Source organism: Streptomyces sp. SID3343 (assembly GCF_009865215.1).
Taxonomy (GTDB): Bacteria; Actinomycetota; Actinomycetes; order Streptomycetales; family Streptomycetaceae; genus Embleya.
Genome location: NZ_WWJX01001326.1, coordinates 11,480 through 34,313, shown reverse-complemented (window position 1 = coordinate 34,313; position 22,834 = coordinate 11,480). Strand labels below are relative to the sequence as shown.

The following is a 22,834-nucleotide window of genomic DNA, read 5'->3' as shown; positions in this document are numbered from 1 at the left end:
CACGGCCGCTGCTGGCGCGGCTCGACGCGTACGCGTGCGTGCCGGCTCGGGCGCGGGTGCCGGGGTTGGCTGCGGGCGGCGAGACCGGGCGGTTGGCGACCTTGGTGCTCACCGCCGGGCAACCCGTCGCCGTTCGCGCGCGGGACGCGCTCGTGTGCCTGGACGGTGGTCCGTCCGGGGAAACGGTCGAGGCGCAGGAGGTGATCGCGGTCGCGCGGTGGGACGGAGTGTCGACGGTGACGGTCGAGTCGACGAGCCGACACCCGGTGCACCTCGCTCATCCGGTCGAGGATCGCCGGCTCGCGCTGCACCGCGGCCAGGCCGTCGAGGTCCCGATCTCGGCGGCGGGGCATTGGACCGTGCGGTTCGGACCGCCGGACCGGGTGCACCGGTTCCTGCGCTTCGCCGCCCAGCGCACGAGTGCGCGATGAGCGGGAACCCGGGCGGTGAGGGCATCCTCGGCCCGCTGCCCGGCCGGCCGCTGTTCGTGGAACTGTCAGGCCCGGTCTCGCAACCGCTGCCGCCCGACCCGGTCGGGCGCGAGGTGGTGCTCACCCGCGACGCGACGATCGTGTCGGCCTGGCTGCCGCACGCGAACGGCGGGCCGTCCTGGCCGGTGCGACCGCGCGGCGCCGCCGACGCGGAACTGCTGCACCGGCTCGTCCGGGAGACCTCCGCGACGGTCGCGGTCGTGTACTCGCACGAGGAGGGGGATCGGCCGAAGCACTCGTGGCTACGGGTGCGAGCACACGTGTTCGACACGACCCGGCATTGGCCGACGAGGATGACCATCGGCCTCGACGACCGGATGATCGACGTGCTGCGCCGGGTCACCAAAGGCGGCGCGCGCGACGGGGCGGGCACCGGCGTGCCGGCCCTGTTGCGCGAGCGCGTCTCGCTGCCGGCGTTGCCCGGCGGACCCGCGCCGTGTCGCTTCTTCGTCCTGGCCCGGCCCGGCCAGGAATTATCCGAGCCGGAGGCGGGCCGGCTCGTGGGCGGCGGACTGGTCGTCGACCTCGCTCGCGCGGAACTGGGATGGCGGGTCACCGGGATCCGCCGGCACGACATGCTGCCGCAGGACGGCCAACGGCTGGTTCTGGTGCACGGCGATCTCGACTTCACCGACGCCTCCGTCGGTGCGCTGTTGCGCGAGCGGATGCGTGGCGAGTTGCGCCGACTGGAGGCGGGCGAGCGGGACGACAGTTTCCTGGCCCGCTGGCGCGAGTATCAGAATCTGGAGGATCGCTACGCACTCGGCCGGGTGCGCGAGTTCGGTTGCCTGGAGTACGCGTACTGCGAACGCGTCGACGGCTCCCCCGAGTTGCTGCGCTTTCGGCTCGATGTCGAGGGCGAGGGGGGCGCGCGGCAACGGGCGATGCTGCGGCATCTGGCGGAATCGGTCGAGGCGGGCGAGGAGTTCGAGCTGGAGTGTGCTCGGGATCGGCCCGACGGGTTGGACGGCACTCACCCCGGCGGTGCCTTCGCCGACGATCGCGGCCTGCTGTCGCTTCCCGTCGGCCGCGGTGAGGACGTCGGCGTGGTGGTCGCCGTCGACGAGCCCGAGGGCACGGTGGATCTGCGCTCGACGGACCGCGAGCGCCGGGTCGCGGGCGTGGGGCCGAGTCTGGCCCGGGCGTTGCCCGCGGCACCGGGATTTCTGTACGCCGCGACGGCCGGCGATCGACGGCGCCTGGAGCGGCGTCGGAAGGCGCTGGACCGGGTGCTTCGGGAGGACATCCCGCTGCCCCAGTTGCTTCCGCTCCTGCAGGGGCAGTCGGTGCGAGGCCGCGAACACCCACCGATTCGCGAGTACAGTCCGGCCGCGTGGGCCTGCTTCAAGGGCGAACCCACCCCGGCTCAGCGCCTGGCCCTGGAGACGGCGCTGAACACCCCGGACGTCGCGGTGATCCAGGGCCCGCCCGGCACCGGCAAGACGCAGCTCATCGCCGCTCTCCAGGTGCGACTCGCCGAGCAGGGAAAGGCGCACGCGGTGGTCAGCCGCAGCATGTTGCTGACCAGCTTCCAACACGCGGCCGTGGACAATCTGGTCGAGCGCTCGAAGGTGTGGAATCTGCCCGCGATCAAAGTGGACTCGCGAGATCGCGGCTCGATGGAACACGTCGCGGCCTGGCGCTTCGAGACGCTGAACGCGTTGGAGGCCGAGTTGGAGGGCAGTCTCGGCGGCAGGCTGACCCTGGCGCTGCGTGAGGTCGCCCGCCAGGCGAGCGAGTACGCGCTGGCCCCGGTTGCGGTCGAGGAGTTGCCGGCGCTGCTGGAACGCGTCGTCACCCGGGTGCGCGGGTTGTGCTCCGACTCTCTCGTCGAGCAACTGGAGGATCTTCGAACCGACCTGGACGTGCTCCGTCGCACCGCGCGACTACAGGTGGACCCCACGCGCGAAAGCACGCTGCGCGCGGTCCGCGGCCTGCGCGACGTGCCGGCCGCGTTCGCCGACGACGGCCCCCTCACCGCGGCCGTCGCGCTGGCGCGGCTGCGGCGCGTCGATGCGATCGACCCCGCCCACGTGGACGTGGTCCGGCGCGCCGCCGAGGCTCCCGAGGGGATCGTCCCGTCGTTCTTGGCCGAACTGGCCGAGGTTCGGGCGGCGTTGCTCGATCGGCTCGTGCCCACCCGACGATTGGTCGAGCCGTATCCGCGAGCCGACGTGCTCGGACTGCTGGACACCGTCGTCGCGGAACTGGAGGATCGCGTCCGAGACGGCGACGAAGGCGTGGACCGAGCCTTGGCCGACTACCTGGAGGACCTGCGCGGCGACCCGCAGGCGGTCCTGCACACACTGCGGCTCTACACCACGTCGTTGGCCGCGACCTGTCAACAGGCCGACTCGCGCGGCGTGGCGGGTGCCAAGGAGGTGAGTTCGGGGCCGGTGCGGTTCGACACCGTGATCGTGGACGAGGCGGCCCGGGCGAACCCGCTCGACCTGTTGATTCCGCTCACCATGGCGACCCGCCGCATCGTGCTGGTCGGTGATCACCGCCAGCTCCCGCACATGCTGGAGCCGGACATCGAACGGGAACTGCGGGACCGCGAACGCACCGACGAGCTCGACACCCTGCGGCGCAGTGTCTTCGAGCAGCTGTATCGCCTGCTGGCCCGTGATCCCAAGGCGCCGCGCGCGGTCCGACTCGACACCCAGTTTCGGATGCATCGCACACTCGGCGACTTCGTCGGCCGCAACTTCTACGACGGCGCGCTCGCCTCGCCCAAACCGGACTCCGCGTTCGCGCACGGCCTGCCGGGATACGCCGACCGTCCGGCGGCCTGGCTGCGCGTTCCCGGCGAAGCCGGCCGGGAGGTGGCCGGGCGCAGCAAGTCCCGCCCGGTGGAGGCCAAACGGATCGCCGCGGAGCTCAAGCGGTTGACCACCGATCGACCCGACCTCACGTTCGGGGTGATCAGCTTCTACGCGGCGCAGGTGCGGCTGTTGTGGCACGAACTGGTCGCCGTCGGGCTCGCGGTGCGCAGCGGACGCGGGTATCGACCGGTGGAGGCGTTGTTGCGCGATGCGAACGGCGCGGAACGTACCCGCCTGCTGGTCGGCACGGTGGACGCCTTTCAGGGCAAGGAGTTCGACGTCTCGTTCCTGTCGGTGACCCGCTCGTCCGCGATATCGCCGGACAAGGCGGCCGCGCGTGAGCCCGACCACGCGCGACACTCGGCGTATGTCGAATGGGTGCGGCGTGCGTACGGTCACCTGACGCTGCGCAATCGCATGTGTGTCGCGTTGAGTCGGCAGCAACGGCTGCTCGTCGTGGCCGGCGACGACGCGATGTTTCGGCCCGACGTCGCTCCGCCGGAAGTGGCCGCCCTCACCGACTTCCTGAGCATGTGCCAGGGCGACGACGGGGTGTTGTTGCCCATCGACGGATCGGCTCGGGGGCGCTGAGTGTTTCATGTCGAGCGGGGTGTCCTGCTGTTGCACGAACCGCCTCGGGGTCGGGGGTTGTTGTTCCTGTGCTGGCCGGTGTGGGTCTACCGGGTGACGGCGCCGGTGGTGCGTGTCCGACGACTGGACATCTTCGAGAAGGTGATCTTGGCGCTGTGCCGCGCGGGGTTGCGCGAACCCGGTGAGGTGGCCCGGCGGATCCATCAGGACGTCGACCTGTGCGCCTACGTGATGCGGCAGTTGCGGGCCGGCGGGCAACTGGACGCCTCGGGTGCGCCGACGAGCGCCGGGCGGCGCGCCACCACGTCGGACGCGGTCGTCGGAGCGCCCGAGTTGGTGGTGACGCACGTCTTCCAGGATCCGGCGACCGGTGAGCTGTGGCCGCGCGTGTCCACCGAACTTCGGGTCCAACCGGTGGCACGGGTACGCCGGGACGAGGTCGATCTGCGGTTGGCCGGCGCGGGCCACCCTCGCCGCGAGACGGCCTACGTGATCGCGCAGCCGCCGACGCGGCCCGTGCCGCCGCGGGTCGAACAGGTCGTCGACGCGATTCGGGCACACCGCCTGGCCCGGGCGGAACAGACCGCGGCGCGCTCGGCCGAATCCGCCGAGCCGAGCCCCGAGGCCTACCGGGCCGATCAGGAACTCCAAGCCATGCACACCGAATGGCGGCTTCCCGAGGACGTCTCGCGGATCGCCGACATCCGGCCGCCGACCGCCGAGTACCTGCTGACCTGGGTCGAGCTCGACGGCGGGAGCGGGGAGGGCCCGGCCCGGCGCCTGGTTCGGGACCCGTTCGGTCTGGACCCGGCCTTGATGCTGGAGCAGTTGATCCTGGGTCGACTGCCCGCGGACCCGCGGTTGGCCGAGGATCTGTCCGGCCTCACCCGAGCCGCCGACACGCGTCTGCACGCGCGCTACGCGCGCTTGGCCGGACAGGTGCGTCGGCGCGCCGAAGCCGCGTTGGTGGAGCGGCTGGGCGAGGACATCCGACGACACCCGCAGATGATGGAACTGCTGCTCGGCGTCGCGGACGGCATCGCCCGGGGCGAGGAGGCGGCGGCCGTGGAGACGGTGGTACGCGACACCGTCCGCGCCTACGAGCAGTTGTTTCGGCGCGTGGTCGACGAGTACCGCCCGGTCGTACCCGGTTGGTTGGCCGCGGCGGGGGCGTTGACCGACACCGGCACGCGCGCACGTCTTCGCGGCTACGCGGCCGACGTGGGCCTGACCGATCTGACCGACCTGTTCGGTGACACCCAGGTGATCCGGCGGCTCAACACCGTCCTGCGCGATGCACGGGAGCGACCCGCGGCCCTGGACAGGGAAGTGTCCGCGCGCGTGGCCAAGGGTTCGCCGAAGGACATCGTGCCGTGGGCGCTGATCGCCGCCGCGGACGCGGCCGCACCCGACCGACACCGCCACCCGCTGCGCGACCTCGCCCGCCGTCGACCCGCCCTGCTGAGCGAGCTCCAAACGATCAACTCCGTGCGCAACGGCGGTGCGCACAGCGAGCGTTCACCGTCCGCGCCGGAGCTGGTCGAGCTGTGCCGGAACCTGGCTCTCGACGCCGGCCGGACCGTACTACTGCTCACCCCGGAACGGGAAGGACCACCAGCGCATGCCTAAACGTCCCAAGTCCGCACACCGGGTCCGCGTGCAACGCGGTTCCGGTTCGGCCGCTGCGGGAGCCCGGGATCCGGGCCCCGGCGACGAGCGCGGAAGCGACCGGGAGCCCGCGACGGCCGACGACGCGGTGGCGCTGGTCGAGCAGGCGTACGCGCTCACCGCGGGCGAGCGGGATTCGGCGCCCGAGCAACCGTCGTTCGGCGACGACGTCGACATCGACGACGTCGCCGAGGAGGTGGGGGTGGACGACCTGCGCGCCGCGGTCGAACAGGCGCTCCGGGCCCGGGAACTGGCGCGGCGGCGGGAGCAGGAGCACCGGGAGGAGATCCGGCGCCTGGAACGCGCCCGCAATGACCTCGCGGAACAGGAGGAGCGCCGGGAGGTCGCCCATCGGGCCCGGGTCGAGGGGGTGGCGGCGGACGAGGACGCGCTGCGGGCGCGAGCAAGCCGGATCGACGAGCGCGAGGCCGAACTCGTCGAGCGGATCCGCCGGTGTGCCGCCGACGAGGCCCGCCTGTTCGAGCTGGAGCAGCAAGCGCACACCGATTTCGCCGAGTATCGCCGGGACCGGATCGCGGGCCTGCGCGAGGAGTTGGCGCGGTTGCGTACCGCCGCGGACGCCGAGACGCGGCGCCGGGACGAGGAGATCGCCGATCGGCGTGGCGCGGCCGAGACCGAGTTCCACTCGCGGTCCGCGCGGCTCGACGCGGCCGAGGCGCGCATCGAGGAGCGCGAGCGCTCTCACGAACGACGCGAGCGACTGCTCGACGCACGCGAGCAGGAGGTGGAATCCGAGCGCGTGGACGTGCGCCGCCAGGCCGAGGCGAGCGTTGCCCTGGAGTTCGAAACCTGTCGTCTGGAACGGGACGCCTGGCGGGATCGACACCGTCAGGCGGTCGAGATCGCGCAGGAGCGGGGCCGGCAACTCGCCGCCCTGGACGCGGCGGCGCTGGATTTCGAGGGCCGATCGATACCCGAGGTCGCCGCGGAGTTGCGACGCCTGCGCGCCGACCACCGGGAACTGCGCCACACCTTGGCCGCCCGTCCCCCGGAGGACCAGGAGCGATTGCGCGAACTCGAACTTCGCCATCAGGAGTGGGTCGCCGAACGCGAGGAACTGTTGCGGCAGAACGAGGAGCATCGGCGCCTGCTCGCGTCCGGTCGTATCGCGGTCGCCGAACGCGAGACCAATCGGGTGGTGAACCAGGCACTCGAAGGGCTGAACAACGTGCTGCGCACCGAGATAGCCCAACAGGCGGCTCGATACGGCGAGTTACAGGCCGATCCCGAGCATCGGTCCGCCTTCCCGGCGTGCACGGCCCTGGACGAGCGGGCCGGATTCGCCGAGCAGCCCCAACTGTCGGCCAAGGTCCCCGATCTCGCCGCGTTGGCCGTCCGGATCCGCGAGGACATCGCCCGTCGCAAGGGCCTGTTCTACTCCGAACGGGACCTGCGCTGTTTCCTCGGCGGACTGGCGGCGAGTCGCCTCCACCTGTTGGAGGGCATCAGCGGCATCGGCAAGACCGCGCTCCCGCTCGAATTCGCCAAGGCCATCGGCGCGGGCTCGGCGACCGTGGCGGTGGCGGCCGAATGGCGTGGGCCCCAGGATCTCATGGGCTACTACAACGCGTTCGAGCGCAAGTTCTACGAGAGCGAGTTCACCCAGGCGCTGTATCGGGCACAACTTCCGGCGTTTCGGACCAGGCCCTTCCTCGTGGTGCTGGACGAGATGAACCTGTCCCACCCTGAGCAGTACTTCAGCGATGTGCTGCACGCCCTGGAGATGCGGGCGCGCGGCCCACAGATCCTGCCCCTGACGACCTCGGAGGTGGGTCCCGCGCCGCGTCTGCTGCACGAGGGGCGTGCTCTCGTGCTGCCCGACAACGTGTGGTTCATCGGGACCGCCAACAACGACGAGACGACGGTGACCTTCGCGGACAAGACGTACGACCGCGCCCACGTGCTCGAACTGCCGGACCGGCCGGTGTCGTTTTGCCCGCCCCGGGCCGGACCGATCGCCCCGCTCTCGATGGAGGCGTTGTCGAAGGCGTTCGCGGACGCGCGCGAGCGGTATCACCAGGACGCCGAGACCGTTCTGGCCTTTTTGGACGACGAACTGGGCAACGTCCTGCGGCGCGACCTACAGGTCTCGTGGGGCAGCCGACTCCCGCGCCAGGCACGCGAGTTCGTGCCGGTGGTGCGGGCCTGTGGCGGTGACATCGGCGAGGCCGCGGACCATCTGCTCACCACCAGGATCCTGCGCAAGGTACGCGGTCGCCGGGAGGTCGCGGCGCCCCGACTGGAGAAGATCCAGGCCGAGATCGAGCAGGCCTGGCCACGGTTGAGCACCACGAGCGTTCCCACGGACGCGCTGGAATTCCTGGAAAACGAGATCCGTGACCGGGGGGTGTGGTGAGCTCCGCCGAGACGCCGAGGGACCGACTGACCGGACGTCGCGTCGCCGCCCCGACGGGGCGTTCGCTGCTCGGCCGATACGTACTCGTGAACGACCCGGGAGCCGAGCCGAGCGCCCCACCGGCGGGCGGGGTCGCTGTCGACGCGGCAGCCCTTCGTGGCGCCGAGCGAGCGGCCGGCCCCCTCCGGTGGGAGGGCGAGCACGGTCCCGGGGCGCTGCCCGGTCCGTTGATCCTCGACAACGTGGTGCGCATCGCGAACGCGGTGACCGCCGATCGTCGCGACGGTGCGTCGCCGGCGCGATGGGCCGCGACACCGCCGCTGATCGCCGACGACGACACCCGGTTGGATCCGCACCCGCTCGACGACGCGATCCGCGCGGAACTCGGCGGTCTGGAGCGGGTCTGCGCGTCTCCGTACGCGCGTCTGCGTACCGAGGACGTCCTGGTGCGGGCCGGTCGCGCCCGACGGATCACGTGGCGTACGGCGGTACACCTGTCGGCGCACTCCGAGACGTGGGCCGCCCGCCGGTTGCACGGCGTCGAACCTTCCAGGCTGCTCGTCCCGATCCAGGTGCCCGACTACGATCTGTACGAGAATCGGGTGGTGGCGGCGCTCCTCGACCGCCTGTGGCAGCACGTGGCGGCGCGCGTCGCCGAACTCGACAGCATCGGCCGGCTGGTCGAACGCGGCCGACGTCTGTTGGCCGAGACCGCCGACCGGCCGCGATGGCAGGATCGGAACAACCACTACCGAACCCTGGCCGTACTGCTCGCCGATCCGCGGCTCCCCGAACGCGTCGATGCCGCTCGCGCCCGCCTGGAAACCCTGCGACACCGACTCGGCCCGCTGCTCGACTCGCCGTTGCGCCGCGCGATCCGCGTTCCCTACGACGGCCGGCCGCAGTTGCGCCCGACGAACCTGTTCGCCAACCACGACGACTACCGCCGCTGCCACGAGCTGTGGAACACGCACGTGCGGCTGCACGCAACCCGCGACCGATCCCACGCGGCCGGGGAGACGGACGTGTGGTGCCGCGCGTTCTCCGAGTTCTCCCTGCTGCTCCTGGTCCGAGCCCTCGAACAACTCGGTCTGTCCCCGAAATCACCGGGCACCGAGGACTCCGACAACGCCGACGGCTTCGACAGTGCCCCCGGCTTCGACGACTTCGGCTTCCACCATCACCGACACGCATCGGTCGTCCTGCGTCGAGACCTCGCGGACGACACCTTCACGCTCGTGGTCGACGCCCGACCGACCCTGCGCGTGGTCCCGCTCGCGCACGCCGTCACCGCCGTGCCCGAACCGGGGGCCGTGCAGGCGTGGTTGGAGACTTTGTGGGTCCCCTCCCCCGAGGTGCCCTCCGCACCGCGTCCATCCGAACCCACGCCGCCCGAACCGCGCGTGGCCGTCCTGTACCCTGCCGATCCGGGCGAACGCCCTCGGCTGCCGCCTGCCGTGCGCGCCGCGGCGCACAGCACCCACGGGACCCGTGGGGACGGCCGCGCGCTACCCGCCCTGGTCCCGGTCGGGCCCACCGACGTGGACAGCGTCACGCGGGTGGCCAGGCTGTTGCGCACGGCCCTCGACTGCGCACCGCTCGCCGACTATCCCCGGTCGGTGCGCTGTCCGTCCGGCCTGGCCCGTCGACTCGCCGAAAATCACGACTGGCTCGAAGTGGGCCCCGACGAGAGCCTGTTGCCGACCCGGCCGCCGTCCGAGGCCCAGTGGCGAACGCTGGCGACCACACTGCGCTCGTTGCGCGCGGGAGGCGCCCCGGGCCGCCGAGGTGCCGGCGGGCTCCACGCGCCGGATCCGCTGGAGTTTGAACTGCGCGACGCGGTCGACGAATTGGGGCGATTGCCGAGCTGTCCCGTGTGCACCGCACGGGCCCGGGACTTCCAGGCGCGTGACGGCCTCACCTACCGTTGCGTGTGCTCGTGCGGAGTGTCCTGGGAGAACCGCCGCTGCGGCCGGTGCGGTACGTCGTACGCGGTCCTGCTCGCCGTCGGCGCGGACCGCGGCACCGGGGGTCACGGGGACCATCTGGATCACACGTTCGGCCAGGATCTGCTGGCCGAACCGTGTCACCTTCGCGCCCGTACCCACATCTGCCCGTCGTGTGGCCACTGCGACCGCTCGGATCGCTCGTGCCGACGTTGCGCGGCCACCGCCGCACCGAACCGACCCGGCCCGAGCCCGAGCACCGCCCGCGCACCCCGGTAGCCGTTCGCGGTGGTCGGTTCAGCCGTGGCGGATGCCGTCGAGGACATCCAGCGCGAGGGCCGGGTCGGACTCGGGGGCCTGCGCCACCGACACTCGGTGGTAGACGCCGGTGTAGCGCTCGCGAACGAGTCTGCCCGCCGTGGCGGGGTCCTCGGCGACCACCGCGAAGGCGTTCAACACGTCGTCGTCGACGAGCCGACCCATCTCCTTCCAGCGACCCTGTAGCGACAGCGCGCGCAACTCCTCCTGGAGTGCGCCCCACCCGTGGTGCTCCAGCACGGCCCGGTAGGCCGGGGTGGATCCGTAGAAGGCCAGGCGCTCACGGACACCGGCAAGGCTGTGCTCGTACTCCTGCTCGGTGCGGCCGGTGACCACGAACACGTTGCCGGCGATCTCGAACGGCCGCTTGGTCCACGGGGCTTGCTCGGCCTCGGCCTTGGAGCGGGCCGCCAGCACCGCCGGGGCGAGTTGCTCGGTGACATACGGCGCCGTGCCGAACGGGTGACAGATCACGCCGTCGCCGACCGCGCCGGCCGTGGCCGCCATCAGCGGTCCGACGGCCGCGATGAGCACGAGCGGCTCGCCCTGCTCCAGCGGGCCGGGGTCGAACAACGGGTTCATCAGGGTGTGGCTGTAGAACTCGCCGCGAAAGTCGAGTTCCGCGCCGGTCTGCCAGCTGTTCCAGATGGTGCGGGTGGCGCTGACGAACTCCTTCATCCGGGCCGCCGGACTGGACCACGGCATCGCGAAGCGGCGGGTGATGTGTGCCTTGATCTGCGAGCCCAGGCCGATCACGGCGCGACCGCCGGAGATGCCCTGAAGTGTCCAGGCGCTGGAGGCCAACGTCATCGGTGTGCGGGCGAAGGCGATGGCCACCCCGGTGGCCACCTCGACGGTGGTGGTGCGAGACGCCGCCACCGCGAGCAGCGGGAAGGGATCCTGGGCGGTCTCGGGGACGAGGACCCGGTGGATGCCGTGCCGTTCGGCGGTTACCGCGGCCTCGACGATCCGCGGCGCGGTGCCGATCGCGGCGTCCAGTTTCAGCGGCCCGGTGGGGCGCGGGTAGGTGGTCATGTACGAGTTCTCCCTGCGTGGCGGCGACGGCGGCGGCAATCGTTCAGACCATGGCGTTCACGCCGGTGAGGTCGCGGCCGATGATGAGCTTCTGCACCTGGCTGGTGCCTTCGTACAGGGTGAGCACCCGCGCGTCCCGCAGGTACCTCCCGAGCGGGTATTCGTCGATGTACCCGTAGCCGCCGAAGACCTGCAGGCAGTCGTTGGTCACCCGCACGGCCGTCTCACTGGCGTGGTACTTGGCCATGGAGGCGTCCACGGCGTAGTCCTTCGAATCGACTTCGGCGTCCACCATCCGGGCGACCCGGTGGGTCAGCAGCCGAGCGGCCGTCACCGCGACGGCGGAGTCGGCGAGCAACTCCTGCACGAGTTGGAAAGAGGCGATCGGCTTTGCGAACTGCGTCCGTTCGGTCGCGTAGCGCACGGCCGCGTCGAGCGACGCCTGAGCCACGCCCACCGCGCCCGCGGCCACGGAGACGCGTCCTCGCGACAGTGCTCCCAGGGCGATGCGCAAGCCCTTGCCGACCTCGCCCAGGCGCGCCGAGTCCGGAACGCGCACGGCGTCGTAGGTGAGTTCGGCGGTCGGCTGGCCGCGCAGGCCGAGCTTGCCGTGGATCTCCGAAGCGGTGAACCCGGGCGAGTCGGTGGGCACCAGGAAGGCGGTGATGCCGGTGTCGCTCGTGCGGGCGAAGGTGAGCGCGACCTTGGCCCACGTGCCGTTGGTGATGAACGTCTTGCTGCCGCTGATTACCCAGTCCCGGCCGTCGCGCACGGCCCGGGTCGACAGGGACGCCGGGTCGGACCCCGAGCCGGGTTCGGTCAGGGCGAAGCACCCCAGCGCGTCGCCGCGCACCAGGTGGGGCAGCCATTGCTGCTTTTGTTCCTCGGTGCCGTGCGCGGCGATGGTCTTGGTGACGAGTCCGAGGGAGACCGAGACGATCCCGCGAATCGAGGAGTCGCCGCGTCCGAGTTCCTCGGTGACCAGGACGTAGGAGAGCATGTCGGCGTCCACGCCGCCGTACTGTTCCGGGATCGTCAGCCCCAGGAACCCCAGTTCGCCGAGCCTTCGCACGATGCCGGGGTCGACTCGCTCGGCACGGTCCCAGTCGCGGGCGTTCGGGGCGATCTCCGCGTCGACGAAGTCCGCGGCCATGGCCCTGATGTCGCGTTGTGTCTCGGTCAGGCCGAAATCCCGTGCGAGCACGGCGTCTCCTTGGTGTGGCGGTGGGTGGGAAGGGATGTCACAGGGCCGCGTCGGCGGGCGCGGTGCCGGGCTCGGTGAGGGCCAGGCCGAGTTGCGCGCGTTCGGTGACCCAGCGGGTCGGCCGGTGGCGGGGGTCACCGGTCGTACGGTGCAGGGCCTGCTGTAGGGCGAGCACGCGCGGCGCCCCGATCTTCTCGCCCCACGCCAGGGGGCCGAGGGGGTAGCCGAGTGCGGCGGTGACCGCGCGGTCGATGTCCTCGGGGCCGGCGATGGAGCGCTCGGCGATGGACGCGGCGACCGAGACGATCGAGGCCACCAGCCGTTGGGCGACCGAGCCCGCGGTGTCGCGTACGACGCTGACGTGCGGGGGCTGTCCGGATTCGTCGGCCCGGGCCAGGACGGCCCGCGCGTCGCGCACCGCGGCGGGATCCGCGGCGGGCGTCACCGCCAGCACCCTGCGGGGGCCGGTCAGGGACAGCGGGTCCACGCCGAAGGTGCGGCGGGCGGGCAGCCGGTCGGTGGCGACCGCGGCGGCCGCGGTGGTTCCCCAGGTGGGGACCAGCACCACCGGGTCGGCCCAGTCGTTCGGCCCGTCGAGCGGCGCGAGTCGCGCGCCGGCCAGTGCCCGCCGCAACGCGTCGGCGTCAGGCCCGGCGCCGGCCACCCACACCGGGCGGTCGGCGTCCCCGGTGATCGGCGGTTCGGCCGGGAGTGCGGTGCTCTCGTCGGTGTACGAGTAGAAGCCGCGTCCGGTCTTGCGGCCGTGCAGCCCGGCGTCCACCCGGTTGGCGGTGAGGAAGGAGGGTCGGAGTCGGTCGGAGTGTCGAAACCCCTGCCAGATGGAGTCGTTGACCGTGGCGCTGACGTCGAGGCCGGTGAGGTCCATCAGCTCGAAGGGCCCCATGCGCAGTCCGAGCACGTCGCGGGCGATCCGGTCGATCCCGGCCGGGTCGGACACGGACTCCTCCAACAGCGCGAGCGCCTCGGTGACCAGGCCGCGACCGGCGTGATTGACCAGGAACCCGGGGGTGTCCGCGACCGTCACCGCGGCGTGCCCGCTCCCGCGCACCAGGGCGGTCAGTGCGGGCGGGATGTCCGGGCGGGTCAGGGCTCCGGGGACGATCTCCACGATCTTCATCAGCGGTACCGGGTTGAAGAAGTGCAGACCGGCGAGCCGTGCGGGGTCCGTCAACGTTGCCGCGATCCGGGTGACCGACAGGGAGGAGGTGTTGGTGGCGAACACCGTCTCCGGTGGCAGGACGCGTTCCAGTTCGCCGAACAGTTCGGCTTTGGTGACGAGGTCTTCGCGGACGGCCTCGATGACCAGTTCCACCGTGTCGCCGGGTGCCGTGGGCGAGTCCAGGGGGACGAGCCGCTCGACGGCGGCCGCCGCGTTCGCCGGCGTGATCCGCTGCCTGTCCACCGCGCGCCGGAGCATGTCGGCGACGAAGTCGAGCGCCTGACCCACGGATTCCCGGCGTGCGTCGCACAGTTCCACGGTGTGGCCGGCGGTCACCGCCCATTGGGCGATGCCTCGGCCCATGACTCCGGCGCCGACGATCCTGATGCGCATGGGGGGCTCTCCTGTGAACGCGGGTGGACGGGGCCGGCGTCGAATCGCCTTGGGGGCACCCATGGTTGGCATGGGTGCTGCCCTCGGCGGGTGCGGCGGTCCCCCCACGCTGCCGGCGGCATTGAGTGGTGTCCAATACCTGATTAAGCTCACACTGAGACGTCGAAGAGATCAATCGAGCACGGGCGCCGACCGGGCCCGGGATACGGAGGAGCGCCGTGGAGCTGCGTCACCTGACGGGTTTCGTCGCCGTGGCCGAGGAGTTGCACTTCGGCCGGGCCGCCAAGCGGCTCCGGATGGCCCAGCCGCCGCTCAGCCAGCAGATTCGGCGGCTCGAAAGGGAACTGGGCGTCCAACTCTTCGAACGCAACACCCGCTCGGTCCGGCTCACCAGCGCGGGTCGGTCCTTCCTCGGGCCGGCGCGGACGGTGTTGCAGGACGTCGACATCGCCGCGCGCGCCGCCAAAGCCGCGGGACAGGGCGAGTACGGGCGGGTCACCGTGGGATTCGCCGGGGCCTCCAGCCACGAGACCCTGCCGCGGCTGACCCGGGCGGTCCGGGCGGCCCACCCCGGTATCGAACTGGTCCTGACCGGCCAGACGTACGCCGACGTCGCCCTGGAACAGGTCGCCGAGGGGGCGCTCGACCTGGGTTTCGTCCGGCTGCCGGTGGTCAGGCCCGGCGTCGGGACGCGGGTGATCGACCAGGAGGAGCTCATCTGCGCGCTGCCCTCGGATCATCCGCTGGCGCACCACGACCGCATTCCGCTCGGCGCCCTGGCCGAGGAGGCGTTCGTCAGCTTTCCGGCCAACGCGGGGTCGTCCGTCCGCAGCGCCACCGTGCGGGTGTGCGAGGCCGCGGGGTTTACGCCCAGGGTGGTTCAGGAGGCACCGGACTCGCACACGATCCTGGCCCTGGTCGCCGCGGGGGTGGGCATCACGTTCACGCTCACCTCGTGCCGGCACATCCAACAGACCGGCCTGGTGTACCGGCCGCCGGCGGGCCCGCCGATTCGACTCCGGTCGGCGCTGGCCTGGCGCACCGACAACCCGTCCGCCGCGCTGCGCACCGTTCTGGCGGTCGCCGAGCGGGCGCTTCCCACACCCGACTGACGGACATTGAGACCGATCACGTCTCGGTGTGACCCGAATCAGGTATTGGACCAACCGGGTATTCGGCTGCGAAGGTCGGCTGGACGCGTCCACGAGGGGCCTGATCCCCTCCGTCCAGAAAAGGCCATCGCATGCGCGAGCAGTCCGATGTCGTCATCTGCGAGCCGCTGCGCACGCCGATCGGTCGCTTCGGCGGCGCTCTCGCCGGCATGCGTCCGGCCGCGCTGGCCGCGGGTCTCGTCTCCGAGATCGTCACCCGCACCGGCATCGACCCCGAGCGGATCGACGAGGTGATCCTGGGGCACGCCTACCCGACGTGCGACGCGCCCGCGATCGGGCGAGTCGCCGCACTCGACGCGGGGTTGCCCGACTCGGTGACCGGATCACAGGTCGACCGCCGGTGCGGTTCGGGGCTGCAGGCCGTGCTGGACGCGGCCATGCAGATTCGTTGCGGCTTCAGTGACGTCGTCATCGCCGGCGGAGTCGACGTGATGAGCGCGGCCCCGTACTACACGCACGAGGGTCGGTGGGGGATCAAGACCCCGGACCTGCGGCTGCACGACGCCTTGGCGCGCGGCCGGGTCACCGCCGGCGGCATCCGTCACCAGGTCGCGGGCGGCATGATCGAGACGGCGGAGAACCTGCGGCGCGCGTTGGCCATCACCCGGGAGGATCAGGACCGGTTGGCCCTGCGCTCCCAGCAGCGCACCGGCGCGGCCATGGCGTCCGGGCGGTTCGAGGACGAGATCGTGCCCGTCCTGGTGCGCGGACGCCGCGGCACCGTGGTGGTTCGTCAGGACGAGCACCCTCGCCCGGACACCACTGCGGAGCAGCTCGCGGCGCTACGGCCGGTCATGCGCGAGAGCGATTCGGAGGCGACGGTCACCGCCGGAAACGCCAGTGGCCAAAACGATGCCGCCGCGGCGTGCCTGGTGACCAGCGCGCGCACGGCACAGCGGCTGGGCCTGGTTCCGCTGGTGCGCCTGGTGTCCTTCGCCCGCGCCGGCGTCGCCGCCGAGACGATGGGCCTGGGGCCGGTGCCGGCGACGCGGGCCGCTCTCGACAAGGCGCGATTGTCGCTGTCCGACATGGACCTCATCGAGCTCAACGAGGCTTTCGCCGCGCAGGTTCTCGCCTGCACGCGGACGCTCGGTCTGACGGAGGCCGACCACGAACGCGTCAATGTGAACGGCTCCGGCATCTCGCTGGGCCATCCGGTCGGCGCCACCGGGGCGCGCGTCCTGGCCACCCTGGCCCGGGAGATGCGGCGCAGGCAGGCCCGCTACGGCCTGGCGACGATGTGCATCGGCGGCGGGCAGGGCCTGGCCGCGGTGTTCGAGCGCGTCGCTTCCTGATCGCCTCGTACACACGCCGTCGCGAGGCCCTGCTGCGCCCCCACACCCCCACCTTTCCCGGAACCCCTCCACCAGAGCGGAGCTCACTGTGGCATTGATCGTCGACGGCATACCGGAGATCACCAGGCTGGCCGGCCGCGATCTCGGGCACTCGCGGTGGAAGGAGGTGACCCAGGAACTCGTCGACACGTACGCCCGGGTGTCGGGTGACGACCAGTGGATCCACACCGACGTCGCACGGGCGGCGAACGGCCCGTTCGGGGGGACCGTCGCGCACGGCTATCTCATCCTCGGTTGGCACGTGCCCATGCTCGCCGAGCTCATCCAGGTCACGGGGGTGGGCATGGCACTGAACTACGGGGTGAACAAGGTTCGTTTCCCGGCGCCGACGCCGGTCGGCAGCCGGGTCCGGCTGCACGCCTCGGTCACCGAGGTCCACCAGGCCGGCGGGGGCGCGGTCCGGATGCACCGCGCGTTCACCTTCGAGGTCGAAGGATCGGCGAAGCCGGTCTGCGTCGCCGAGTCCCTCACCCATTACGCCCCCTGATCCCGAGCGTCGTTCCCGGGTCGTCCGCGTCCGCGCCGCCGCCCGCCGGCGCGGACGCGGACGGCCCGGTCAGGCTTCGGCGTCGGTGCGCGTGTCTTCGGCGAGGGCGTGTGCGCGTGCCCGTCGCCGGTCGGGCTTGTTGTTCGAGGTGAGCGGGATCGAGTCGAGCAGACGCAGCCGCTTGGGGATCTTGTAGCCGGCCAACCGCGCCCGGCAGAAGGCGCGTAGCTCCTCCAGCCCCACCGCGCCGCCGCGGACGGGCACTATGCCCACCTCGACCCTCTCCCCCCAGTGTTCGTCGGGCAGGCCGTACACGATGGCGTCGGCCACCTGCGGGTGGCGAAGGACGACCTCTTCCACCTCCCGCGGGTAGACGTTCTCACCACCGCTGGTGATCATCTCCTTCCTGCGACCGGCGATGAGCACCCAGCCGTCCTCGGTGCGGGCGGCCAGGTCACCGATGTGCACCCCGTCCGCGCGGAACGTCTCCTCGGTCTCCTTCGCGAGTCCGTAGTACCCGCGGGTCTGCCACGGGCAGGCGACGACGAGATCGCCGACGGCGCCGACTGGGACGTCCCGGCCGTCCTGGCCGAGGATGCGCACCGTCGCCCCGGGAAGGGGCCGGCCCACCCCGGTGAAGCGACCGGCCAGCAGGTCCTCGTGATCGGACCCCATCACCGAACCGAATTCGGTGGCGCCGAATCCGGCGCGGATTCGGGCGTTGGGGAAGTCGCGCAGCAGGTCGCGAACGAAGCCGTCGGTCGACGGCGCGGACCCGAATCGGATCGCCGTGACGTTCTCCCGGCGAGTCGTCGCGAACGCGGGGTGGCCGCGCAGCGCGGCGAACATCGTCGGCGCGCCCATCAGCCGGTTGGCGCCGGCGTCGATCGCCGCGAGCGCCGCGCCGGCGTCGAACCGCCGCTGGATCAGCACCTCTCCGCCGGCGAACAGCGGGGCCAGCAGGTTGGTGCCGAGCGTGATGTGAAAGAAGGGCGAGAAGAACAGTTCGACGTCGGTGGACGTGCGCGGGTTGCCGTGCGCGCAGGTGTTCAGCCAGAGCCACAGGCTGCGATGGGTGTGGAACGCGCCCTTGGGTGTCCCGGTCGTGCCGCCGGTGGCGAAGACGACGGCCCTGGCCTCCTCGGCGACGGGTGGCGGGACGACGCCTCGACCGCTCAGGGGTGCCATGCGCTCCGCCATCGGCAGGTGATCGGCGGCCGTGGGCAGTTCGATCACGCGATGGCCCGTCTCCCGGGCCAGGGCGACGTAGGTGGGGTCGGCGATCACGACGCTCGGGTCGAGCGGTGCGAGGTAGGCGCGGGCTTCGGGCCCGGTCAGGCGGACGTTGAGCGGTGCGGCCACCATGCCCGCGGCCAGGGCGCCGAGGATGACCACGGTGTGCGGGATCGACGGCTCCATCGCGGTGACGACTCGGTCGCCCGTACGCAGACCCGCGTCCTTCAGGCCGGCGGCGACGCGGTCCATCGTGTCCACCAGTTCGGCGAAGGTCAGCTCGCCGGCGTCGTCGCGCAGCGCTCGTCGATGCGCGCCGTGCCGTTGGGCGCCGATCGTGCGCAGCCAGTTGGGCAGTGTCAGTTCATGACTCATCGGGTCGCTCCCCTGCTCGTCGGCCGGCGCGCGCCGCGCGGGCCCTGCGTGGGCAGGCTAGCGCTCCGATCTCCTTTAGAGTGCACTCATATGACGTGCGCGACTGGCGCCGCATTGCCCCGAGGGAGCAGTCGGCCCTTTCGGCAGGTCGAGCACCGTGGATCTCTCACACCGCTCCCGCAGGCACAGGGGCTGCCTTGTCGCTCCGTTGAATAGAGTGTACTCTTTTCGAACCATCTCTTCGATGGGATCCCATCGACTCGACACCCCGCAGGTGCGCCTCTTCGAGGGCACCGTGTCGAGGACGCATGATCGCAGTAACAGGGAGGAACTCATGGAGTTCGCGTTCGGCGAAGCGGACGCCGCGTTTCGGAGCGACCTCGTCGGCTTTTTGGATCGTGAACTGGCCAAGGGCTGGACGCGTTCCGAGTACGGTCTCGGCAGCGCCGTCCACTCCGACTTCTCGAAGGATTTCGTCCGGGTCCTGGCAGCCGAGGGATGGCTGACCCCGCACTGGCCACAGGAGTACGGCGGCGGCGGTCAGGGAGCCTGGCAGCACTTCGTGCTCGGCGAGGAGATGTGGAAGCGCGGGGAACCGCGCGGGCCCCAGTACATGAACGTGAACTGGGTCGGCCCCGCCATCATCAAGTACGGCACGGAGGAACAGAAGAAGGCCCTTCTGCCGCCGATCACCCGCGGCGAGGTCTTCTGGTGCCAGGGCTTCTCCGAGCCGGAGGCCGGCACCGACCTCGCGGCGCTGAGGACGCGCGCGACGCGCGACGGCGACGGTTACCTCCTCAACGGTCAAAAGATCTGGACCTCGTACGCGAACGAGGCCGACTACTGCTTCCTCCTCGCGCGCACCGGATCGGTGGCGGACGGCCGGGACGGTATCTCCGTCTTCCTGCTGCCGCTGAACACGCCGGGCGTCGAGGTACGCAGGATCGAGGGGTTCGTCGGAGCGCACTCGTTCAACGAAGTGTTCCTCACCGACGTCAGGGTGCCCGCCGACTGCCTGCTGGGCGAGGAGAACAAGGGCTGGGACATCGTCCGGCGGACGCTCGCGTACGAGCGCGTCGGTGCGCCGCGGTACGCGCGCGCCGCCCGGGTCCTCGACGGACTCGCCGAATGGTGCCGCACGGCCGACCTGCTCGCGGACGCGGGAATCCAGGAGCAGTTCGGCGAGGCCAGGGCGCTGTGCGAGGCGGCCCGTGTGCTGGTCTACCGGGTGATCGACGAGCGCGCCAAGGCCAAGGAGCCCTCCCCCCTCGCCTACCAGGCCCGCGCGGCGATGGTGCAGGCCGAGCGTGCCGTCGGCGACCTCGCGCTCGACGTCATGGGCAGCGAGGCCCTGGTCGAGAAATCGGTGGGCGACGCGCAGTTCCGCAACTCGCTCGGCGCCGGCATCGCCGCGGGAAGCTACGAGGTCCAACTCAACCTGATCACCCGCCTGATCCTGAAACTCCCGAAGGAATAGCCGTGGATTTCGAACGATCGGACACCCAACGCGCGCTGCGGGACGCCCTACGCTCCCTGCTGAACCGGCACGCCGGAATGCAGCGATGCCGAGAACTCGCCGCCGACGGGACGTACGACCATGCGCTCGAATCCGAGCTGCGTGGAGGCGGGTTCCTCGACCTGTTCGACGACCCCAGTGCGGGACCGTTGGAAGCCACTTTGGCGATCGAGCAGATCAGCGGCGAACTCGGCGCGATCACCGCGGTGCCGCACCTGCTGGTGCTGCCGGCCCTCGGGCTGCCGGCCGCCGAGGGGCCGGTCGTACTGGCCGCCGTCGAGAACACGAGCCCGGTACGGTACGGCGGCGAGGCCCGCCACATCCTCGTCGCGGGAGCCGACCGGTGCAGCACCGCGCGCCTGAGTCCCCGGGACGCGACGCCGGTGCCGTCGGCGTACGGCTATCCGCTGGCCCGCGTGGTGCCCGGCGAAGGGCGCGACCTGGCTCCGGGGACGGCCGCGAGCATGACGAACTGGTGGCGGATCGGGGTGTCCGCCGAAGCGCTCGGGATGATGCAAAAGGCGCTGGATCTCACCGTTCAGTACGCGAAAGACCGCAAGATGTTCGGGCGTTCGCTCGGTTCCTTCCAGGCGTTGCAGCATCGCCTGGCCGAGCTGAGCGTGCTGGTGGAGGGCGCGCGCTGGCTCGTCTACGAGGCCGCGTTCCACGGCGCTCCCGCGGAGTCCTCCGCCGTCGCGGCCGCGCACACGATGAGCGCGCTGCACCGGCTGACGCGCGAAACGCATCAGATCACCGGCGCCGTCGGCCTGACCCGGGAACACGATCTCCACCTGTGGACGCTTCGCCTGCAGGCGCTCAGAGCCGAACTCGGGGGCCTGCGCAGCCATCGACGCGCGGTGGTGGCGGCACGGTGGGGAGTGGCAGCCGCATGAGCGAGCCGGTCGCCTTCACCACGGAGCAGAGGTCGCTGGCCGAATCCGTCCGTCGCTACTGCCTGGACACGTGCACCGAAGAGGTTCAACGGGCGGGTTCCGGCTCGTTTCCGTGGCCCTTTTGGCGGGGACTGGCCGAGCTCGGCGTGCTGTCACTGGCCGTGCCGGAGGAGGGCGGCGGGGCAGGCGAGATCGCGGCCGTCGCGATGGAGTTGGGGCGTGCCTTCGCCCCCGGGCCGGTGGCCGGGACGTTCTTCGCGACGCGTACTCTGCCCGCCGTTGCGGCGGTTGCCCTGGCTTCCGGCGAAAGTCTGGTCTCCGTCGGGTGTCCACCGCTGATGCCGTGGGCTCCGATCGCCGACGTGTTCGTCGAGTCGAACGGCGAGGGGGCGTGGCTCGCACGGGCCGCAGGCGCGGTGGAGCCGGTGGAGACCCTCGGAAACGAACCGTGGGGGCGGGTCTCGCTGGAGCGCGTCCGCCCGCTGGAACGTGTTTCGGAGGGAACCGATTTCTCGAACACGGCGCTCGCGGGCTATCTGTGGGGCGCCGGGAAGCGCCTCCTGGACGCCGCCGTCGAGCACGCGCGCACCCGAGTGCAGTTCGGCCGCACCATCGGCACGTTCGAAGCCGTCGCCCATCCGATCGTGAACACCGGCCTCGGCCTGGAAGCCGCGGAAAAGCTGATCAAGGTGGCGGCGCGAGCGATCGACCAAGGGCATCACCAAGGCGCGGCTCTCGCGGTCGCCGCGCGTCTGTCGGCGTCGCGTGCCGCGATGGAGGCGGCCTTCGTCTCCCATCAGACCCACGGTGCGATGGGTTACGCCGTCGAAGGGCCGGTCGGCCACATCGCGCAGCGCATCAGGCAGCTCTCGCTCGTGCCGGCCCACGAAAACGACATAGGCCGACAGGTGTTGGCGATGTATTCGGAGAAAGGCCCACAATGACACAGGATCAAAATCCTTCGGTGGACGTCGAGACGCCCGAGGTGCTTTTCGAAAAGCGCGGGCACATCGCATATGTCACGCTCAACCGGCCGCACAAGGGCAATTCCCTGACCGGGACGATGATGCCGCGGATGAAGTCGGTGTGGGAAGAGGTCCGCGACGACCCGCGGATTCGGGTGGCCATCGTCACCGGTGCCGGCGAGCGGCACTTCTGCACGGGCGCGGATGTCAACGCCGTCGCCGGCCGTGGGGGTATGAGTACCGGCACGGGGCCGCTGACGGATGAGGTCTTCTGGTCGCCGCGGCAGAACCGGGTGTGGAAGCCGGTCATCAGCGCGGTCAACGGCCTCGCGGCCGGTGCCGGACTGCACTTCGTGGTCGACGCCGACATCGTGGTGGCCTCGCAGACGGCGAGTTTCATGGACACCCACGTCAACGTGGGCCTGGTGGGGGCGATGGAGAACATCGGTCTCGCCAAGCGTCTACCGCTGGGTTCCGCGCTGCGGATGACGCTGATGGGCAAGGACTATCGGATGCCCGCCGAGCGCGCCCACCAGTTGGGGTTGGTGGACGAACTGGTCGCTCCCGACCGGCTGATGGACACCGCTGAGGAGATGGCCCACTCGATCGCCAAGAACTCCCCGGCCGCCGTGTCGCTTTCGCAGCAGGCGATCTGGGGATCGCTGGAGATGGGATACGCCCAGGCGTGCGAGTACGGGTGGGCGCTGTTGCGGATGCATTGGGCGCACCCCGACTCGAAGGAGGGCCCCCGGGCGTTCACCGAGGGGCGCGAACCGAAGTGGACGACGGCTGCCGGCGAGGACGACTGAG

16 protein-coding genes are annotated in these 22,834 nt (G+C 71.2%); 12 read left to right on the top strand and 4 right to left on the bottom strand.

What is annotated here, in order from left to right:
• From GT354_RS41890 to GT354_RS41870, 5 genes are all read left to right on the top strand, one after another.
• Positions 1 to 431: hypothetical protein (locus GT354_RS41890; RefSeq protein WP_161360332.1), on the top strand; the 431-nt coding region annotated here is incomplete at its 5' end.
• Entirely contained in the window at positions 428 to 3,907 is a 3,480-nt protein-coding gene (locus tag GT354_RS41885) for an AAA domain-containing protein (protein WP_161360334.1), read from the top strand. The genes GT354_RS41890 and GT354_RS41885, both read left to right, overlap by 4 nt.
• Complete coding sequence (locus GT354_RS41880; protein WP_161360335.1) at positions 3,908 to 5,536, top strand: hypothetical protein; 1,629 nt, start codon at positions 3,908 to 3,910, stop codon at positions 5,534 to 5,536.
• On the top strand, positions 5,529 to 7,952 hold the full coding sequence (locus GT354_RS41875; protein ID WP_161360336.1) for a hypothetical protein: 2,424 nt from the start codon (positions 5,529 to 5,531) through the stop codon (positions 7,950 to 7,952). The genes GT354_RS41880 and GT354_RS41875 overlap by 8 nt, the downstream gene beginning before the upstream one ends.
• Positions 7,949 to 10,177 (top strand): hypothetical protein, encoded by a 2,229-nt coding sequence (locus tag GT354_RS41870; RefSeq protein ID WP_161360337.1) that lies wholly within the window; start codon positions 7,949 to 7,951, stop codon positions 10,175 to 10,177. Before GT354_RS41875 ends, GT354_RS41870 begins: the two co-directional genes overlap by 4 nt.
• A gap of 18 nt (positions 10,178 to 10,195) precedes the next feature.
• Here the strand turns inward: GT354_RS41870 and GT354_RS41865 are convergent, their stop codons facing one another.
• From GT354_RS41865 to GT354_RS41855, 3 genes are read right to left on the bottom strand one after another with little or no spacing between them, the layout of a single operon-like run.
• Positions 10,196 to 11,251, bottom strand: a complete 1,056-nt coding sequence (locus tag GT354_RS41865) for a TIGR03617 family F420-dependent LLM class oxidoreductase (protein WP_161360338.1) — start codon at positions 11,249 to 11,251, stop codon at positions 10,196 to 10,198.
• Positions 11,252 to 11,294: 43 nt separating this feature from the next.
• On the bottom strand, positions 11,295 to 12,455 hold the full coding sequence (locus tag GT354_RS41860; protein ID WP_161361990.1) for an acyl-CoA dehydrogenase family protein: 1,161 nt from the start codon (positions 12,453 to 12,455) through the stop codon (positions 11,295 to 11,297).
• 37 nt (positions 12,456 to 12,492) lie between these two features.
• Positions 12,493 to 14,028 (bottom strand): 3-hydroxyacyl-CoA dehydrogenase, encoded by a 1,536-nt coding sequence (locus tag GT354_RS41855; protein ID WP_161361988.1) that lies wholly within the window; start codon positions 14,026 to 14,028, stop codon positions 12,493 to 12,495.
• Between the two features lie 218 nt (positions 14,029 to 14,246).
• Between GT354_RS41855 and GT354_RS41850 the strand changes: the two genes are divergently transcribed.
• The 3 genes from GT354_RS41850 (at position 14,247) to GT354_RS41840 (ending at position 17,042) form a co-directional block, all read left to right on the top strand.
• Positions 14,247 to 15,140 carry a LysR family transcriptional regulator gene (locus GT354_RS41850; RefSeq protein WP_161361986.1) on the top strand — a complete coding sequence of 298 codons (894 nt, stop codon included), beginning with the start codon at positions 14,247 to 14,249 and terminating at the stop codon, positions 15,138 to 15,140.
• Between the two features lie 131 nt (positions 15,141 to 15,271).
• Positions 15,272 to 16,495: an acetyl-CoA C-acetyltransferase gene (locus GT354_RS41845; RefSeq protein ID WP_161361984.1), complete on the top strand. Its 1,224-nt coding sequence runs from the start codon at positions 15,272 to 15,274 to the stop codon at positions 16,493 to 16,495.
• A gap of 88 nt (positions 16,496 to 16,583) precedes the next feature.
• Entirely contained in the window at positions 16,584 to 17,042 is a 459-nt protein-coding gene (locus GT354_RS41840) for a MaoC family dehydratase (RefSeq protein WP_161361982.1), read from the top strand.
• Positions 17,043 to 17,111: 69 nt separating this feature from the next.
• Here GT354_RS41840 and GT354_RS41835 read toward each other — a convergent pair whose 3' ends face one another.
• On the bottom strand, positions 17,112 to 18,650 hold the full coding sequence (locus tag GT354_RS41835) for a class I adenylate-forming enzyme family protein (protein ID WP_161361981.1): 1,539 nt from the start codon (positions 18,648 to 18,650) through the stop codon (positions 17,112 to 17,114).
• Positions 18,651 to 18,894: 244 nt separating this feature from the next.
• Between GT354_RS41835 and GT354_RS41830 the strand changes: the two genes are divergently transcribed.
• Genes GT354_RS41830 through GT354_RS41815 form a run of 4 tightly spaced genes read left to right on the top strand, consistent with a single transcriptional unit; the run spans position 18,895 to position 22,833 of the window.
• Entirely contained in the window at positions 18,895 to 20,127 is a 1,233-nt protein-coding gene (locus tag GT354_RS41830; protein WP_237535978.1) for an acyl-CoA dehydrogenase family protein, read from the top strand.
• Between the two features lie 2 nt (positions 20,128 to 20,129).
• Complete coding sequence (locus GT354_RS41825) at positions 20,130 to 21,059, top strand: acyl-CoA dehydrogenase family protein (RefSeq protein WP_161361978.1); 930 nt, start codon at positions 20,130 to 20,132, stop codon at positions 21,057 to 21,059.
• Complete coding sequence (locus GT354_RS41820) at positions 21,056 to 22,003, top strand: acyl-CoA dehydrogenase family protein (RefSeq protein ID WP_161361976.1); 948 nt, start codon at positions 21,056 to 21,058, stop codon at positions 22,001 to 22,003. The genes GT354_RS41825 and GT354_RS41820 overlap by 4 nt, the downstream gene beginning before the upstream one ends.
• On the top strand, positions 22,000 to 22,833 hold the full coding sequence (locus GT354_RS41815) for an enoyl-CoA hydratase-related protein (RefSeq protein WP_161361974.1): 834 nt from the start codon (positions 22,000 to 22,002) through the stop codon (positions 22,831 to 22,833). The genes GT354_RS41820 and GT354_RS41815 overlap by 4 nt, the downstream gene beginning before the upstream one ends.
• The last annotated feature ends 1 nt before the right edge of the window (position 22,834 follow it).

Coding starts and splice junctions, on each gene's coding strand:
- GT354_RS41885 (WP_161360334.1), top strand. CDS start 428: ATGAGCGGGAACCCGGGCGGTGAGGGCATCCTCGGCCCGCTGCCCGGC.
- GT354_RS41875 (WP_161360336.1), top strand. CDS start 5,529: ATGCCTAAACGTCCCAAGTCCGCACACCGGGTCCGCGTGCAACGCGGT.
- GT354_RS41865 (WP_161360338.1), bottom strand. CDS start 11,251: ATGACCACCTACCCGCGCCCCACCGGGCCGCTGAAACTGGACGCCGCG.
- GT354_RS41855 (WP_161361988.1), bottom strand. CDS start 14,028: ATGCGCATCAGGATCGTCGGCGCCGGAGTCATGGGCCGAGGCATCGCC.
- GT354_RS41845 (WP_161361984.1), top strand. CDS start 15,272: ATGCGCGAGCAGTCCGATGTCGTCATCTGCGAGCCGCTGCGCACGCCG.
- GT354_RS41835 (WP_161361981.1), bottom strand. CDS start 18,650: ATGAGTCATGAACTGACACTGCCCAACTGGCTGCGCACGATCGGCGCC.
- GT354_RS41830 (WP_237535978.1), top strand. CDS start 18,895: ATGGGATCCCATCGACTCGACACCCCGCAGGTGCGCCTCTTCGAGGGC.
- GT354_RS41820 (WP_161361976.1), top strand. CDS start 21,056: ATGAGCGAGCCGGTCGCCTTCACCACGGAGCAGAGGTCGCTGGCCGAA.
- GT354_RS41815 (WP_161361974.1), top strand. CDS start 22,000: ATGACACAGGATCAAAATCCTTCGGTGGACGTCGAGACGCCCGAGGTG.